This window comes from Synechococcus sp. 8F6 (assembly GCF_002252665.1).
Classification (GTDB): domain Bacteria; phylum Cyanobacteriota; class Cyanobacteriia; order PCC-6307; family Cyanobiaceae; genus Cyanobium_A.
The window spans coordinates 37,529-51,259 of sequence record NZ_NQKZ01000005.1 but is presented as its reverse complement, the minus strand read 5'-3'; the positions used below and the strand labels follow the sequence as shown (position 1 = coordinate 51,259).

The 13,731-nt window shown below is 66.5% G+C and carries 12 protein-coding genes; 7 read left to right on the top strand and 5 right to left on the bottom strand.

Annotated features, from left to right (window positions below):
* Positions 1-38 precede the first annotated feature (38 nt).
* The gene (gene ppsA / locus CJZ78_RS05445) at positions 39-2,486 is read left to right on the top strand and encodes a phosphoenolpyruvate synthase (protein ID WP_094559892.1); all 2,448 of its coding nucleotides are present in this window, start codon (positions 39-41) and stop codon (positions 2,484-2,486) included.
* Between the two features lie 31 nt (positions 2,487-2,517).
* Here ppsA and CJZ78_RS05440 read toward each other — a convergent pair whose 3' ends face one another.
* Positions 2,518-3,621 (bottom strand): metallophosphoesterase, encoded by a 1,104-nt coding sequence (locus tag CJZ78_RS05440; protein WP_233128521.1) that lies wholly within the window; start codon positions 3,619-3,621, stop codon positions 2,518-2,520.
* A gap of 285 nt (positions 3,622-3,906) precedes the next feature.
* Here CJZ78_RS05440 and CJZ78_RS05435 point away from each other — a divergent pair, with 285 nt between their 5' ends.
* Positions 3,907-5,631 (top strand): NAD(P)/FAD-dependent oxidoreductase, encoded by a 1,725-nt coding sequence (locus CJZ78_RS05435; protein ID WP_094559891.1) that lies wholly within the window; start codon positions 3,907-3,909, stop codon positions 5,629-5,631.
* On the opposite strand, the gene CJZ78_RS05430 is transcribed toward CJZ78_RS05435, so the two are convergent.
* From CJZ78_RS05430 to CJZ78_RS05415, 4 genes are all read right to left on the bottom strand, one after another.
* Complete coding sequence (locus CJZ78_RS05430) at positions 5,570-5,932, bottom strand: AbrB family transcriptional regulator (RefSeq protein ID WP_094559890.1); 363 nt, start codon at positions 5,930-5,932, stop codon at positions 5,570-5,572. The two genes, CJZ78_RS05435 and CJZ78_RS05430, sit on opposite strands and share 62 nt — an antisense overlap.
* A 162-nt stretch (positions 5,933-6,094) precedes the next feature.
* Positions 6,095-6,907 (bottom strand): peptidoglycan editing factor PgeF, encoded by an 813-nt coding sequence (pgeF, locus tag CJZ78_RS05425; RefSeq protein ID WP_094559889.1) that lies wholly within the window; start codon positions 6,905-6,907, stop codon positions 6,095-6,097.
* 24 nt (positions 6,908-6,931) lie between these two features.
* Positions 6,932-7,861 (bottom strand): Tab2/Atab2 family RNA-binding protein, encoded by a 930-nt coding sequence (locus CJZ78_RS05420; protein WP_094559888.1) that lies wholly within the window; start codon positions 7,859-7,861, stop codon positions 6,932-6,934.
* Positions 7,858-9,159 (bottom strand): S1 RNA-binding domain-containing protein, encoded by a 1,302-nt coding sequence (locus tag CJZ78_RS05415; protein WP_094559972.1) that lies wholly within the window; start codon positions 9,157-9,159, stop codon positions 7,858-7,860. Before CJZ78_RS05415 ends, CJZ78_RS05420 begins: the two co-directional genes overlap by 4 nt.
* Positions 9,160-9,208: 49 nt before the next feature.
* Here CJZ78_RS05415 and CJZ78_RS05410 point away from each other — a divergent pair, with 49 nt between their 5' ends.
* The 5 genes from CJZ78_RS05410 (at position 9,209) to CJZ78_RS05390 (ending at position 13,727) form a co-directional block, all read left to right on the top strand.
* On the top strand, positions 9,209-10,027 hold the full coding sequence (locus CJZ78_RS05410) for a creatininase family protein (protein ID WP_094559887.1): 819 nt from the start codon (positions 9,209-9,211) through the stop codon (positions 10,025-10,027).
* Positions 10,028-10,070: 43 nt separating this feature from the next.
* Entirely contained in the window at positions 10,071-10,802 is a 732-nt protein-coding gene (locus tag CJZ78_RS05405) for an aldehyde oxygenase (deformylating) (RefSeq protein WP_094559886.1), read from the top strand.
* Positions 10,803-10,877: 75 nt separating this feature from the next.
* Entirely contained in the window at positions 10,878-11,930 is a 1,053-nt protein-coding gene (locus CJZ78_RS05400; protein WP_094559885.1) for a long-chain acyl-[acyl-carrier-protein] reductase, read from the top strand.
* 37 nt (positions 11,931-11,967) lie between these two features.
* Entirely contained in the window at positions 11,968-12,957 is a 990-nt protein-coding gene (locus tag CJZ78_RS05395) for an acetyl-CoA carboxylase carboxyltransferase subunit alpha (RefSeq protein ID WP_094559884.1), read from the top strand.
* Positions 12,958-13,028: 71 nt separating this feature from the next.
* On the top strand, positions 13,029-13,727 hold the full coding sequence (locus tag CJZ78_RS05390; protein ID WP_094559971.1) for an SDR family oxidoreductase: 699 nt from the start codon (positions 13,029-13,031) through the stop codon (positions 13,725-13,727).
* Positions 13,728-13,731 lie beyond the last annotated feature (4 nt).

Below are 13,731 nucleotides of genomic sequence, written 5' to 3'. Positions count from 1 at the left end.
TCCAGTGGCGCCAGAGTTGGTTTGGCTGCCCTTGTCGGATGCGCACCGTCAATCCCCTGCCTGCCGAAACCCTGGCTGCTCCCCTGGTGGTGCCATTCGCGGCGGTGGGTCTTGGGGCGATTGCCCAGGTGGGGGGCAAAAACGCCTCCCTGGGCGAGATGATCCGCGAGCTCGCCAGCGCGGGGGTGCGGGTGCCGGGAGGCTTCGCTACCACCGCCGCTGCCTATCGCCACCTGTTGCGCAGCAATGGCCTCATGGCACCGCTGGCGGAGCTGCTCACGGGGCTGGATGCTGACGACCTCGGCGCCTTGCAGAGCGCTGGCAAGGCCGCCCGTAGCCTGCTGCTGGATGCCGAGCTGCCCGCCGATTTGGCCGAGGCGATCCTGGCGGCCTATCGGGAGCTGGCAACACCAGATGGCGGTTTCCCAGCCGTTGCGGTGCGCTCCAGTGCCACCGCCGAAGACCTTCCCAACGCCAGCTTTGCCGGGCAGCAGGAGACCTACTTGAACATCGAGGGTGAGGCGGCCCTGCTCGATGCCTGCCGGCGTTGCTACGCGTCGCTGTTCACCGATCGGGCGATCTCCTACCGCCAGCTCAACGGCTTCGATCACCTCGAGGTGGCCCTCTCGATCGGGGTGCAGCGGATGGTGCGCTCCGACCGCGCCTGTGCCGGGGTGATGTTCAGCATCGACACCGAAACCGGCTTCCGCGATGCGGTGCTGCTCACGGCCGCCTACGGCCTGGGCGAAAACGTGGTGCAGGGGGCTGTCAACCCCGACGAGGTGCTGATCTTCAAGCCCACGCTGGAGCAGGGTTTCGCGCCGATCCTGAGCAAGCGGCTGGGCAGCAAGGCGATCCGGATGGTGGTTGGCCAGGCGGGGAGTGGCGAGGGTGGCGCGCCCGTGCACAACGAGCCGGTGCCCCAGGCCGAGCGCGATCGCTTCGCCCTCAGCGACAACGAGTGCCTCACCCTGGCCCGCTGGGCCTGCCGGATTGAGCGCCACTACAGCGCCCAGAGCGGGTCCCCCACCCCGATGGACATCGAGTGGGCCAAAGACGGCCTGACGGGGGAGCTATTCATCCTCCAGGCCCGCCCCGAAACCGTGCAGTCGCAGCAGCAACAGGCGGTGCTCCGCAGCTGGCACCTGGAGCCTCACCAGGCCGAAACCCTGGTGAGCGGCCGTGCCATCGGCGCCTCCGTGAGCAGCGGCGTGGCACGGGTGATCCGCCACCCCTCCGAGATTGAGCGCTTCGAGAGCGGCGATCTGCTGATCACCGAGCGCACCGATCCCGACTGGGAGCCGATCCTCAAGCGGGCTAGCGGGGTGGTGACCGACCAGGGCGGCCGCACCTGCCATGCGGCGATCATTGCCCGGGAGATGGGCATCACCGCCATCGTTGGCACCGGGGACGCCACCCGCCGCATCCACGACGGTGACCCCATCACGATCAGCTGCTGCGAAGGCGATGTGGGCCGGGTGTACCGCGGCACCCTGCCGTTCTCGGTGACGGAGCAGCCCATCGGCGATCTGCCCGCCACCCGCACCCAGATCCTGATGAACGTGGGCAACCCGGAGGAGGCCTTCAACCTGGCGGCCATCCCCTGCGATGGGGTGGGGCTGGCCCGGCTTGAGTTCATCATTGCCAATCACATCAAGGTGCACCCGATGGCCCTGCTCCAGCCGGACCGGGTTGCCGATCCAGCGGAACGCATGGCGATCGCCCAGCTGACGGCCGGCTACGCCAGCCCGGCCGAGTACTACGTGGATCTGCTGGCCCAGGGCATGGCCCGCATCGCGGCGGCCTTCTATCCCCGGCCAGTGATCCTGCGCTTGTCCGATTTCAGGAGCAACGAGTACGCCAAGTTGCTGGGGGGCGCCGCTTTCGAGCCCAGCGAGGAGAACCCGATGCTCGGCTGGCGGGGCGCCTCCCGTTATTACGCTCCCGCCTTCCGTGACGCCTTCGCCCTGGAATGCCAGGCCCTCAAGCGGGTGCGCGAGGGCATGGGCCTGACCAACGTGATCCCGATGGTGCCCTTCTGCCGCACCCCCGAGGAGGGCGACAAGGTGCTGGCTGAGATGGCCCGCTCCGGCCTGGTGCGGGGCGAGAACGGGCTGGAGGTGTATGTGATGTGCGAGCTACCCAGCAATGTGATCGGGGCCGAAGCGTTTGCGGAGCGTTTTGACGGCTTTTCGATCGGCTCCAACGACCTCACCCAGCTCACCCTGGGCCTGGATCGCGATTCGGCGCTGGTGGCGGAGCTGTTTGATGAGCGCCACGCCACCGTGAAGGCCATGATCCGGCTTGCGATCCAAACGGCCCGGCGCTGCGGCCGCAAGATCGGCATCTGCGGCCAGGCCCCCAGCGATTACCCCGATTTTGCCCGCTTCCTGGTGGAGGAGGGCATCAATTCGATCAGCCTCAACCCCGACGCCCTGATCTCCACCCGGCTGGAGGTGGCCCGTATCGAGGCGAGCCTGGGCTGAGCGCCCGACCAGATTCGCCTCTCCAATCCGTTTAGCCGATTCGCCGCAGTACCGGCCCCTGGCTGGGGCGGATCTGGGCCGGCAGCTGCTGGCTGGCGATCGGCTGCAGGGTGCGCATGTTGTAGGTGGTGTAAACGGTGCGGCCCGTCGTGCTGCCCTCTCCGGTGCCCTCGCCCCGGGGCCAGAAGGCATCGATCAGGGTGAGCGTCTGCACCGGTGGCGAGGGATCCTGCAGCCGACGGCGCGGCCCACTGCCCAGGGCGCCGAGGTTGAGCAGATCCAGCTGGCCCACCCGGCCGGGGAAGTAGGCGTGGTGGTGGCCACTGATGTAGGCGTGGGCACCGGTGCGCTCCAGCAGTTGGCGCAGGGCGTCGCTCTGTTGCAGCACGTTGCCAGGGGTGTCCCTGCCCTGCCCCACCGCATAGAAGGGCAGATGGCCCAGCACCAGGCGCAGCCGGGCCGACTGCGCCGCCGGGCTGCTCAGCTGGCGCTCGGCCCAGGCCACCTGCTCAGCCGGCACGGTGGCGGAGGAGGCATCCCACACCAGCAGGAACAGGTTGTGTTGGCGCACGCTGTAGGCGAACGGGAACCGGCTGGCATCCACGAAGGACAGCCCCAGCCCGTCTTCCTGCCCGCGCCAGTAGCGCTCGGCCTCCTGCCGGTCGAGCTCGAACGCGTAGCGCCCGCCGGAGCGGGCGGAGGAGGCATCGTGATTGCCCATGGTGATCGCCACCGGCAGCCCCGCCCGCCGCAGCGGCGCCAGCAGCTGGCGGTGGAAGGAGGCCCACATGGCACTCAGGTGCACGCGGCTGAGCCCCTGCTTCTGGCCGGCCACCATGTCGCCGCCGCAGAGCACCAGGTCGGGTTTCCAGCTGGGAATCAGCTCGACAGCCCGCAGCACCTCCGGCAGGTAGCTCGTGGAGCCATAGCTGCTGTTGAGGTCGCTGATGGCCACCAGCCGCAGGTCGCCCCGCGGTGGCAGTGCGGATGCCCCGACCCTGTTGGAGCTGGCTGCAGCAGGCCTTGAGGGCAGGCTGGTAGTCGCCCAGGCCCCCAAGGCCAGCCCCGCCAGACCCAAAACATCCCGCCGCCGCAAGGAGGAGCCTGGCCACTGGTGCATGGGGCGCTCATCCATGGGATGGTCTGCAGGCAAAGGACTGCCCCCTGCTTAGCGCCCGGGGCAAGGGGGATCAATCAAGCCGCTAGGCGCCACAACAGGGTGCCGTGGGCCATGGCTCGCACCACGCACAGCACCGCCAGGGCCATGCAGAGGGGGCAGTGGGTGATCCCCATGGGGCTGGCGCCGTATCAGTTCTCACCCTGGCAGGCCGAGGCGTTGTCCTGACGGCGGACCTCGAAACTGCTGAAATAACGCCATACATCGGCCGCCATCTCCGGTTGGGCCCCCCAGGAGACGGTTGTGCTGCGCCTGAGTGAGCTGAAACTTCCCCTCGACCACAGCGACGCCGAGCTGGAGGCGGCGGCGTGCCGGCGGTTGCGGATTGCTCCCGACCAGCTGCGAGCGGTGCGGTTGGTGAAGCGCAGCGTCGATGCCCGCAAGCCCCAGGCCATCGCCCTGGTGTACAGCCTCGATCTGGACTTGGCCCTCGATCCGCGGGCGGAGGCCCGCCTGCTGCAGCGCTTCGCGGGGGATCCCCATCTGCGGCCCAGCCCCGATACGACGTACCACCCGGTGGCCCAGGCCCCCGGCGCTGGGACCAATCCAGGGGTGGCCGTACCGCGTCCGGTGGTGGTGGGGGCTGGCCCCTGTGGCTACTTCGCGGCCCTGCTGCTCGCCCAGATGGGCTTCCGGCCCCTGCTGTTGGAGCGCGGCAAAGCTGTTAAGGAGCGCACGGCCGACACCTTCGGCTTCTGGAAAGGCAACCGCCCCTTCGACCCCAACTCCAATGCTCAGTTTGGGGAGGGGGGAGCAGGCACCTTTTCCGACGGCAAGCTTTACAGCCAGGTGAGCGAGGCGAAGCCCTACGTGCGCAAGGTGCTGGAAGCGCTGGTGGCCGCCGGTGCCAACCCAGACATCCTCACCTTGCATCACCCCCACATCGGCACGTTCAAGTTGGCCACGGTGGTGCGAGGCCTGCGCCAGCGGATTGAGGCCCTGGGGGGTGAGGTGCGCTTTCAGGCTCGGGTGGACCGCCTGGAGTTGGCGGATGGGGATCGCTCCGTGCAGGCCCTACGGCTCCAGAGCGGCGAGCGGATTGCGGCCAGCCATGTGGTGCTGGCCCTCGGCCACAGCGCCCGCGACAGCTTCGCGATGCTGAAGGACGCCGGTGTCGCAATGCAGCCCAAGCCCTTCGCGGTGGGCCTGCGCATCGAACATCCCCAGAGCCTGATCGACCGCGCCCGTTGGGGTGAGGCCACCGGCCATCCGCGCCTGGGCGCCGCCGAGTACAAGCTTGTGCATCACTGCAGCGGCGAAGCCAGCCAGGGCCGCAGCGTCTACAGCTTTTGCATGTGTCCGGGCGGCTTGGTGGTGGGTGCCACCTCAGAAGCGGGCCGGGTGGTGACCAATGGCATGAGCCAGCACTCCCGCAATGAGCGCAACGCCAACAGCGGCATTGTTGTGACGGTCGACCTCGACGATCTGGCCCCCTACGGCGATGGACCCAACGATCCCCTGGCCGGGGTGGCCTTCCAGCGGCACTGGGAGGGCCGTGCCTTCATCGCCGGTGGGTCCAGCTACCAGGCCCCCACCCAGCGGGTGGGGGATTTCCTGGCCGGTCGCCCCAGCAGCGGCGGCGCCAGGGCTGTGCACCCGTCGTACCAGCCTGGGGTGCGCTTTGGCACGCTTGAGGGTTGCCTGCCAGCGTTTGTGCTGGAGGCCATTAGGGAGGCCCTACCGGTGTTTGAACGTCGCATCCCCGGTTTCGCGATGGACGATGCCCTGCTGACGGGGGTGGAAACGCGCACCTCCTCGCCACTGCGGCTGCCCCGAGACAAAACAGCCCTGGAGTGTTGCAACACCCCAGGGCTCTATCCGGCGGGAGAGGGGGCCGGTTATGCGGGCGGGATCCTCTCTGCGGCCATCGATGGCATCAAGGTGGCCGAGCAGGTCGCCTTGGCGATCACTCGTCCTCGTCTTCAGCGCCCAGGGGAACCAGTCGGATCTGCTTGCGACCCAGTTTGATCTCAAATTCGTCGCCGGGTTTGAGATCGAGCATGCCGGTGTAGGCCTTGCCCACCATCAGGTTGCCGTTGAACTGAACCTTGGTGTTGAAGCTGAGCTTGCGGCCGCCTTTGCCGGTTTTGGCGGTGCTACCGAAATCAACACCTTTGGCGTTGAGCAGGGCCTCGTAAAAGGCCGTGAAATTCAGCCGCTCAGAGCCATCTTTCTTGTGGGAGACATAGCCGCAAGCTCGGACGAGATCGGACTTGCTCACATCTCCATGTTCCTTGACCTTTGCGAGGAGGTCAGCGCCAGTGAGCATGGATGAGATTTATGCAACATCTGCATTATTGCGCAGGATCTGTCCCGACTGCAAGCGAAGGGGTGGGAATCCGGCGTAAATCCGGATCGGTGCTGCGCCAAGACGCATGGATTTCGTCACATCCAGTCGCATGGGCGGCGAAAAAAAATTTGGTTTCGAACATCAGGTCTGGGAAACAATCCCGCTCCACTGCACCGCTTTCACTTGATCACGGCGCCAGGAGTGAAATAGCAGTGGCTCAGTGGCTGTGCAAAGGGGGCAGATTGCAATGCGTTCAGTCGCAACGCCGAGGTTCTCGAGTTGGCGGCGGGCAGCGGCGCGAATGTCCAGCCGATCGCGCTGGGGATCGGGGTCATCTTGCAGGGCGCCGCAGCAGCGCAAGGCCTCCAACAGGTCCGGCAGGTGTTCCGGCTCGTTGGGCGCCAGGGCCGCCGCCACCTGCTCGCTCACCGCCCGCTCCACCTGGTAGCAAGACCCACTGATCGCCGGACCCAGGGCCACCAGCAGCTCGGCGGCGCGGCTGCCGCTGGCTTGCAGTTGTTGCACGGCCGCGGCCAGGATGCCGCCGGCCACACCCCGCCAACCCGCATGGCAGGTGGCCACCCGGCCCGAAACCGGATCGGCGATCAGCACCGGCGTGCAATCGGCGCCGCAGGCCCAGAGACACTGGCCGCCGCCATCGCTCACCAGGCCATCGGCCTCGGGCCAGGGCTCGGCCGTGGCCTGGCTGGCCGGCAGCACCACGGCACTGTGCACCTGGCGCAGACGGTGCACGCTCACCCCGGCACTCACGTAGCCGGCCAGCACCTCAGGCCCCCGACCCTGCCACTGGCGGGTGAAAAAGGCGTGCTCAAAGCTGCCGAGCAGGTCGCACTGGAGGTAGTGGCCGCCATAGGTGCCCACCCAGGTCCAGCCCGGCAGGCTGTTGAAGTCCCGGTCGGGACGGTCAAAAGGGGGATCGAGCGCTTCGGCCATGGTCGGTGCCGGGTGCCAGTGGTGTCAGGCGTCGGGGAGGTCGCGCAGCAGCCAGAAGCCCTCGAAGCGCTGGTCGTCTTCGCGGGCCTGGACGGCGAGAAATTGCAGCCCTCCGGCCTGCTGGCGGGCCGCGGCGAAGGCCGTTACCGCCGCCTTCGCCTCATCGGCCGGAAGATCGCTCAGTAGCCAGCGGTCTTCCAATCCGGCCTCAAGCACCAGCTGTTGCCCGCTGATGTCCAGGCGCACCGGCTCCAACCCCGCCAGCCAACCGGCCAGGGCCAGGGCCCGGGAGGCACTGAACAGGCGAATCCCTGGCACCGGCACCTCTGGGGAGAGGTCTTCCGGCAGAGGCACCAGGCCGGCAAATCCCAGCTCCCAGTCGGCCGCGCTGGCGAGGGCGCCCACGGGCAGGGTGGCCCAGCCCCAGCTCTCGCCCCGAGCCGCTTCTGGCAGGGGTACGGCGATCGGGCGGATCGGCTGGGGTGGCGGTGCCAGGGGGCCGGCCATGTAGCCGCTCTCCTGGGGGTAAACGTCACGCTCCCGCTCCTGCAGCCAGGTCACCAGCGCATAGGTGCGCCGGCTGGGCACCAGTTCCAGGCCCAGACCCTCGGCGGCCCGTTGCACCATGGTGCGCATCGAGGCCCGCCAGCAGCGCAGCCGCCGTGGGGGCCCGAAGCCCTTGGCGGCAGCAGCGGCCAGGGCTTGCTCGAGGGCGTCCTTCAGCCAGATCGAGTTGACGCTGGAGGCGGGGCAGGCCTGCACCCAGCGAAAGATTGCAGCGGAGGGCTGTTCTGCGGTCTGCACCTGGGGCGTGGAGCAGATCAGCAGCTCCCAGCGCTTCTTGCCGTCGGGCTCGAGGATGGGCCGTGAGTAGTAGTCGAGCTCCCAGTCGGGGGAGAGGGCGGTTGTCACTGGGGCCTCCACTGGCTCCGCTGGAACAGGGGCCTTGCTCATCCGGCCTGTTGCTCCTGCTGGCGGAGCACCGAGCGGGCGCGGTTGGCACGGTCGGTGGCTTCGTCCATCACCTTGTCTTTGTCGATCAGCAGTTCGCCCGGCTGGCCTTCCAGCAGGGCGGTGTTGAGGGCGATGCGACCGCGGCCTGGATCGAGCTCGGTGATCAGGGCCTTGAGCCGATCGCCTTGGCCGAACACCTCGCGCAGCTCGCGCAATTGACCGCCGGTGATCGCCGACTGGTGCAGCAGGCCGCTCACGCCCCCCAGGTCCACAAACAGGCCGTAGGGCTTGATCGACACCACCTGCCCTTCCACCAATTGACCCACCTCCAGGTTCTGGAACAGGGCGGCGGTAGCGGCTCTCTTCTCCGACAGCACCAACTTGCGGGTTTCGGGGTTGACCTCCAGGAACGCCGCCCCGAGGGTTTTGCCCACCAGGGCTTCATGGTTTTCACCCTCCTGCAGCTGGGAGCGGGGAATGAAGCCGCGCAGTCCCTCCAGATCGCAGGTGACGCCGCCGCGATTGAAGCCGTTCACCTTCACCTGCACCACCTTGCCCTCCTTTTCCAGGGCGCGCACCTTCTCCCAGCTCTGGCGCAGGGCGAGGGCCCGGGCGCTGATGGTCACCATCCCGTCGGCATTCTGCTCGCGGGTCACCAGCACCTCGAGCTCGAGCCCCTTGGGAAAGCGCTCCTTGAGATCGGTGATCACACCAAGGCCGCATTCCGCTTTCGGCATGAACCCCGGGGCCTTGCCACCGATGTCCACGTACACCCCATCACTCTCCAGGCCTATCACCGTGCCGCGCACCACTTCCCCGGTGGTGCCGTGGGGTTCGTGCTCGTCGAGGGCGGCCAGGAACGCCTCCTCGTCAAATTCGAAATCGTCGACGCTGCGGGCCGGTGCGCTGCCAGCCTGATCGGCGCTCGAGGTGCGGCGCGACTGCCGCTGCTGATTGGAGTCTGGCCCCAGCAGGTCGGCCATGGTGAGGCCTTCCATGCCCCCCAGGTCGAAGAGGTCGTCGTCGTTGCGGGCTGGGGTCCGCACCGGGCTGGGGGGTGGAGCGGCGGCGGCCGGGGGTTCCGGAGTTCGGACGGATTCCGGCTTGGGCGGCGCCACGACGGGCTCGGGCGCTGCCACGACGGGCTGATCCTTGCGGATCATCAACACCTGGGGCGGCTTGCGCAGCGGGGCCACGGGCTGCGGCTGGGCGGCTCCAGGGGGCACCGGGCGCGATGAACCCGGTGCTGGCGCGGGAGATGACGCAGACGAGGGCGGTTGGCTGCCGGTACCGGCCATCTCCACTGGGGGCTGTGAGCCTCACACTGTAGAGATCCGTTCTGATGCAATGGAGTCTCGGCGCCACGTGCAACAACTGGCCTGGCCCCAGGTCGAGCAGATTGCAGCCCGGTGGGGAAGCACGGTGGTATGGCCCTGGGGTGCGGTGGAGCAACACGGGCCCCATCTCCCCTTGGGCACTGATGGCCTATTTGCCGAACGGGTGCTGGATGCGGCGCTCGCCGCCCTGGATGCGGACCTGCCGATCCTGCGGCTGCCGCTGCAGGCCATCGGCTTTTCACCCGAGCATCGCGGCTTCTGCGGCACCCTCAGCCTCCCGCCCGGTCTGGTGATCGACCAGGTGGTGGCCGTTGGCCGTGAACTGGCTGCCACCGGGTTTCGGCGGTTGGTGCTGTTCAACGCCCATGGGGGCCAGATCGCCCTGTTGCAAACGGCCGCGCGCCAACTCCGGGCGGAGTGCCCCGAGCTCGTGGTGTTGCCTTGCTTTTTGTGGAGTGGTCCGGAGGGAATCGCCGAGCTGATCCCGGAGCCGGAGCGCTCCGTCGGATTGCATGCCGGCCTGGTGGAAACCAGCCTGATGCTGCATCTGGCTCCTGAGCTGGTGGGCGAGGAGCGCCCCTGCGATGGACGCAAGGCTGGCCCCAGCCCGGCGGGATGGAGTTTGGAGGGGGCTGCCCCGCTGGCCTGGCTTACCCAAGACCTGAGCGATTCCGGTGTGATCGGCGATGCTCGGGGTGCTTCGGCGGCGCTGGGGGCCCAGTTGTTTGAGCGTCTGGTGGAGGGATGGCTGCAACGCTTCGACGCTCTGCTACGTAGCCCGTGGCCAACGACGGAGACCCCACCACCCAGCCGGACAGGTGCCCGGTAAGGGTAGCTACAGTTGGGGGATCTGTTCCAAGTGCACGGCAGCCATGGCAACCCTCGCCTCCCCTGCAGTTTCCGAGGCGACTTCCGCCCAGCAACTGCCCGATCAACTGCCCGACTTCAGCACCGACGCCTACAAAGACGCCTACAGCCGCATCAACGCCATCGTGATCGAGGGTGAGCAGGAAGCGCACGATAACTACATCGCCATCGGCACGCTGATCCCCGACCAGGCTGAGGAGCTTGCCCGGCTGGCCCGCATGGAGCTCAAGCACATGAAAGGGTTCACGGCCTGCGCCAACAACCTGGGCGTCACCGCCGACATGCCTTTTGCCAAGGAGTTCTTCGCACCGCTTCACGGCAATTTCCAGAAGGCCCTAGCCGAGGGCAAGGTGACCACCTGCCTGCTGATCCAGGCGATTTTGATTGAGGCCTTCGCCATTTCGGCCTACCACATCTATATCCCTGTCGCTGATCCCTTCGCCCGCAAGATCACCGAGGGAGTTGTCAAAGATGAATACACCCACCTCAACTATGGACAGGAGTGGTTGAAGGCCAACCTCGAGACCTGCCGTGAAGAGCTTGAGCAGGCCAACCGCGACAACCTGCCTCTGGTGCGCAAGATGCTCGAGCAGGTGGCTGGTGATGCGTCTGTTCTTCACATGGACCAGGAAGATCTGATGGCGGATTTCCTCACGTCGTACCAGGAAGCACTCATGGATGTGGGCCTCACCTCCCGTGAGATCGCCAAGATGGCAGCGGCGGCCTTGATCGGCTAACCCGCGTTGGCTAACCATCCCGCCAGGCCGATCCTGGCGGGATGTAGCGTCGGCGACATCCCCTGGGGATTGCCCATGTTCGGCCTCATCGGTCACTCCACAAGCTTTGAGGAGGCCCGTGCCAAAGCCCGCAGCCTCGGCTTTGAGGAGTTCGCTGAGGGCGACTTGGATGTGTGGTGCAGTGCCCCTCCCCAATTGGTGGAGCGGCTCGAGGTGACGAGTGCCACCGGGAAAACGATCGAAGGGGCCTACATCGACTCCTGTTTCGTTCCTGAAATGTTGAGCCGGTTCAAAACCGCTCGGCGCAAGGTGCTCAGTGCCATGGAGCTGGCCCAGAAAAATGGCCTTGACATCACGGCCCTGGGCGGCTTCACCTCGATCATTTTCGAGAATTTCAATCTGCTCAAAGAGCAGCAGATCCGCTCCACAACCCTGGAGTGGGATCGCTTCACCACCGGCAACACCCACACCGCCTGGGTGATCTGCCGCCAGGTGGAAACCAATGCCCCGTTGCTGGGAATTGATCTACGCCAGGCCCGGGTGGCCGTGGTGGGCGCCACCGGTGACATTGGCAGCGCGGTGTGTCGCTGGCTCAGCCAGCGCACCGGTGTCAAGGAGCTGCTGCTGGTGGCCCGTCAGCCGCAACCTCTGCTTCATCTACAGCAGGAGCTGTGCGGCGGGCGGATTCTCAGCCTCGAGGAAGCCCTGCCGGAAGCGGATGTGGTGGTGTGGGTGGCCAGCCTGCCCCAGACCCTCAGCATCGATGCGGCCAACCTCAAGTCGCCCTGCCTGATGATCGACGGGGGCTATCCAAAAAATCTCGACACCAAGGCCAGCGGTGCTGGCATCCATGTGCTGAAAGGGGGCATCGTTGAATTTTTCAGCGACATCACCTGGCAGATGATGGAAATGGCCGAAATGGACAATCCCAAGCGTCAGATGTTTGCTTGTTTCGCTGAAGCGATTCTGTTGGAGTTTGAAGGGATTCACACCAATTTCAGTTGGGGGCGCAACAACATCACCCTCGACAAAATGGATCTGATTGGAGCCGCCTCCGAGCGCCACGGTTTTCGGGCCCTGGGTCTGGCCCTGCAGTCCGATCCCAGCCCAGCGCTAACCACGGCCTAGTTCATCCCTCCTCCTCTTCCCTCCCAACATCCTTGCCATGGCTCGCCGCGCCCTGCTGGAGTTCGAAAAACCGCTGGTTGAGCTCGAGGAACAGATCGAGCAGATCCGCCAACTGGCCCGTGATTCGGAAGTGGACGTGAGCCAGCAGCTGCTGCAGCTCGAAACCCTCGCGACCCGGCGCCGCAAGGACATCTTCGATGCCCTGACGCCCTCTCAGAAAATCCAGGTGGCTCGCCACCCCCAGCGCCCCAGCACCCTGGACTACATCCAGGTGATCACCGATGAGTGGCTGGAGCTGCACGGCGATCGCCGTGGCAGCGACGACCAGGCGCTGGTGGGTGGCGTGGGCCGTATCGGTGACCAGGGCGTGGTGCTGCTGGGCCACCAGAAGGGGCGCGACACCAAGGAAAATGTGGCCCGCAACTTCGGGATGGCCTCACCCGGGGGCTACCGCAAGGCAATGCGGCTGATGGAGCATGCCGACCGCTTCCGTCTGCCGATCCTGAGCTTCATCGACACCCCAGGCGCCTATGCGGGGGTGCTGGCGGAGGAGCAAGGTCAGGGCGAAGCCATTGCGGTGAACCTGCGCGAAATGTTCCGGCTGCGGGTGCCCATCCTTGCCACGGTGATTGGAGAAGGAGGCTCCGGTGGAGCTCTTGGCATCGGTGTGGCCGATCGGCTGCTGATGTTCGAGCACAGCGTTTACACCGTGGCCAGCCCGGAAGCCTGTGCCTCGATCCTCTGGCGGGATGCAGGCAAGGCGTCAACTGCCGCTGAAGCCTTGAAGATCACCGGCCCCGATCTGCTCCAACTTGGGATTGTGGATCTGGTGCTGCCGGAGCCCTCCGGCGGCAACCACTGGGCCCCCTTGCAAGCCGCCGAAACCCTCAAGACCGCCCTGCTGGAGCAACTCGCCGAGCTGCAAACCCTCAGCGAGACCCAATTGATTGAGCAGCGCTACGCCAAGTTCCGGCGTATGGGGCGCGTCCTGGAGAGTGAGACCCCAGATCCCTCCCGCAGCTCTTAAGGTTTCCTTCGGTTCCATCGACGTCCTGGCGTTTGCCCTTGTCTGATCCAACGCCTAAGGCGCCTGTGGCCCTGATCTCCGGAGCCTCCCGGGGAATCGGGGCCACGGCGGCACGGCTGTTCGCCGCCGCCGGCTACGACCTGCTGTTGCTGGCCCGCCCGTCGCAGGAGTTCGATGCCCTGACGAGCGAGCTGGGCCAGAGCGGTCGCCGCGTTGAGACCATCGGCCTTGATTTGGGCGATTCCACAGCCGTGGGCCCCGGTCTCGAAGACCTCTGCAGCCGTGGTCTCATCCCTTCCGTGGTGATCAACAACGCCGGCATGGCCTATACCGGCTCCCTGGCGGAGATGCCGCTGGCGCAGTGGCAGCAGGTGATGCAGCTCAACCTCACGGCCGTGTTTCAGCTGTGTCAGGCGCTGGTGCCGCGCCTGCGGGCGGCTGGTGGTGGTCACATCATCAATGTCAGCAGCCATGCTGCCCACAACGCCTTTCCCGACTGGGGTGCCTACTGCATCAGCAAGGCCGCCTTGGTCTCCTTGAGCCGCTGCCTGGCGGCTGAAGAACGCTCCCACGGGATACGGGTCAGCACCCTCACCCTGGGTGCGGTGAATACGCCCCTCTGGGAGAGTGAAACCGTCCACAGCTCCTTTGATCGCCGTGCCATGCTTGAGGTTGAGCGGGCGGCCGAAGCCCTGCTGTATCTGGCCCAACAGCCCGCCACTCTGGTGGTGGAAGACCTCACCCTCATGCCGGCCGCCGGCGCGTTTTGAGCCC

Bases quoted from the DNA above. Each gene is read 5' to 3' on its own strand.
- ppsA (WP_094559892.1), top strand. From the start codon at position 39: ATGCGCACCGTCAATCCCCTGCCTGCCGAAACCCTGGCTGCTCCCCTG.
- CJZ78_RS05440 (WP_233128521.1), bottom strand. From the start codon at position 3,621: ATGGATGAGCGCCCCATGCACCAGTGGCCAGGCTCCTCCTTGCGGCGG.
- CJZ78_RS05430 (WP_094559890.1), bottom strand. From the start codon at position 5,932: ATGCTCACTGGCGCTGACCTCCTCGCAAAGGTCAAGGAACATGGAGAT.
- pgeF (WP_094559889.1), bottom strand. From the start codon at position 6,907: ATGGCCGAAGCGCTCGATCCCCCTTTTGACCGTCCCGACCGGGACTTC.
- CJZ78_RS05420 (WP_094559888.1), bottom strand. From the start codon at position 7,861: ATGAGCAAGGCCCCTGTTCCAGCGGAGCCAGTGGAGGCCCCAGTGACA.
- CJZ78_RS05415 (WP_094559972.1), bottom strand. From the start codon at position 9,159: ATGGCCGGTACCGGCAGCCAACCGCCCTCGTCTGCGTCATCTCCCGCG.
- CJZ78_RS05410 (WP_094559887.1), top strand. From the start codon at position 9,209: ATGGAGTCTCGGCGCCACGTGCAACAACTGGCCTGGCCCCAGGTCGAG.
- CJZ78_RS05405 (WP_094559886.1), top strand. From the start codon at position 10,071: ATGGCAACCCTCGCCTCCCCTGCAGTTTCCGAGGCGACTTCCGCCCAG.
- CJZ78_RS05400 (WP_094559885.1), top strand. From the start codon at position 10,878: ATGTTCGGCCTCATCGGTCACTCCACAAGCTTTGAGGAGGCCCGTGCC.
- CJZ78_RS05395 (WP_094559884.1), top strand. From the start codon at position 11,968: ATGGCTCGCCGCGCCCTGCTGGAGTTCGAAAAACCGCTGGTTGAGCTC.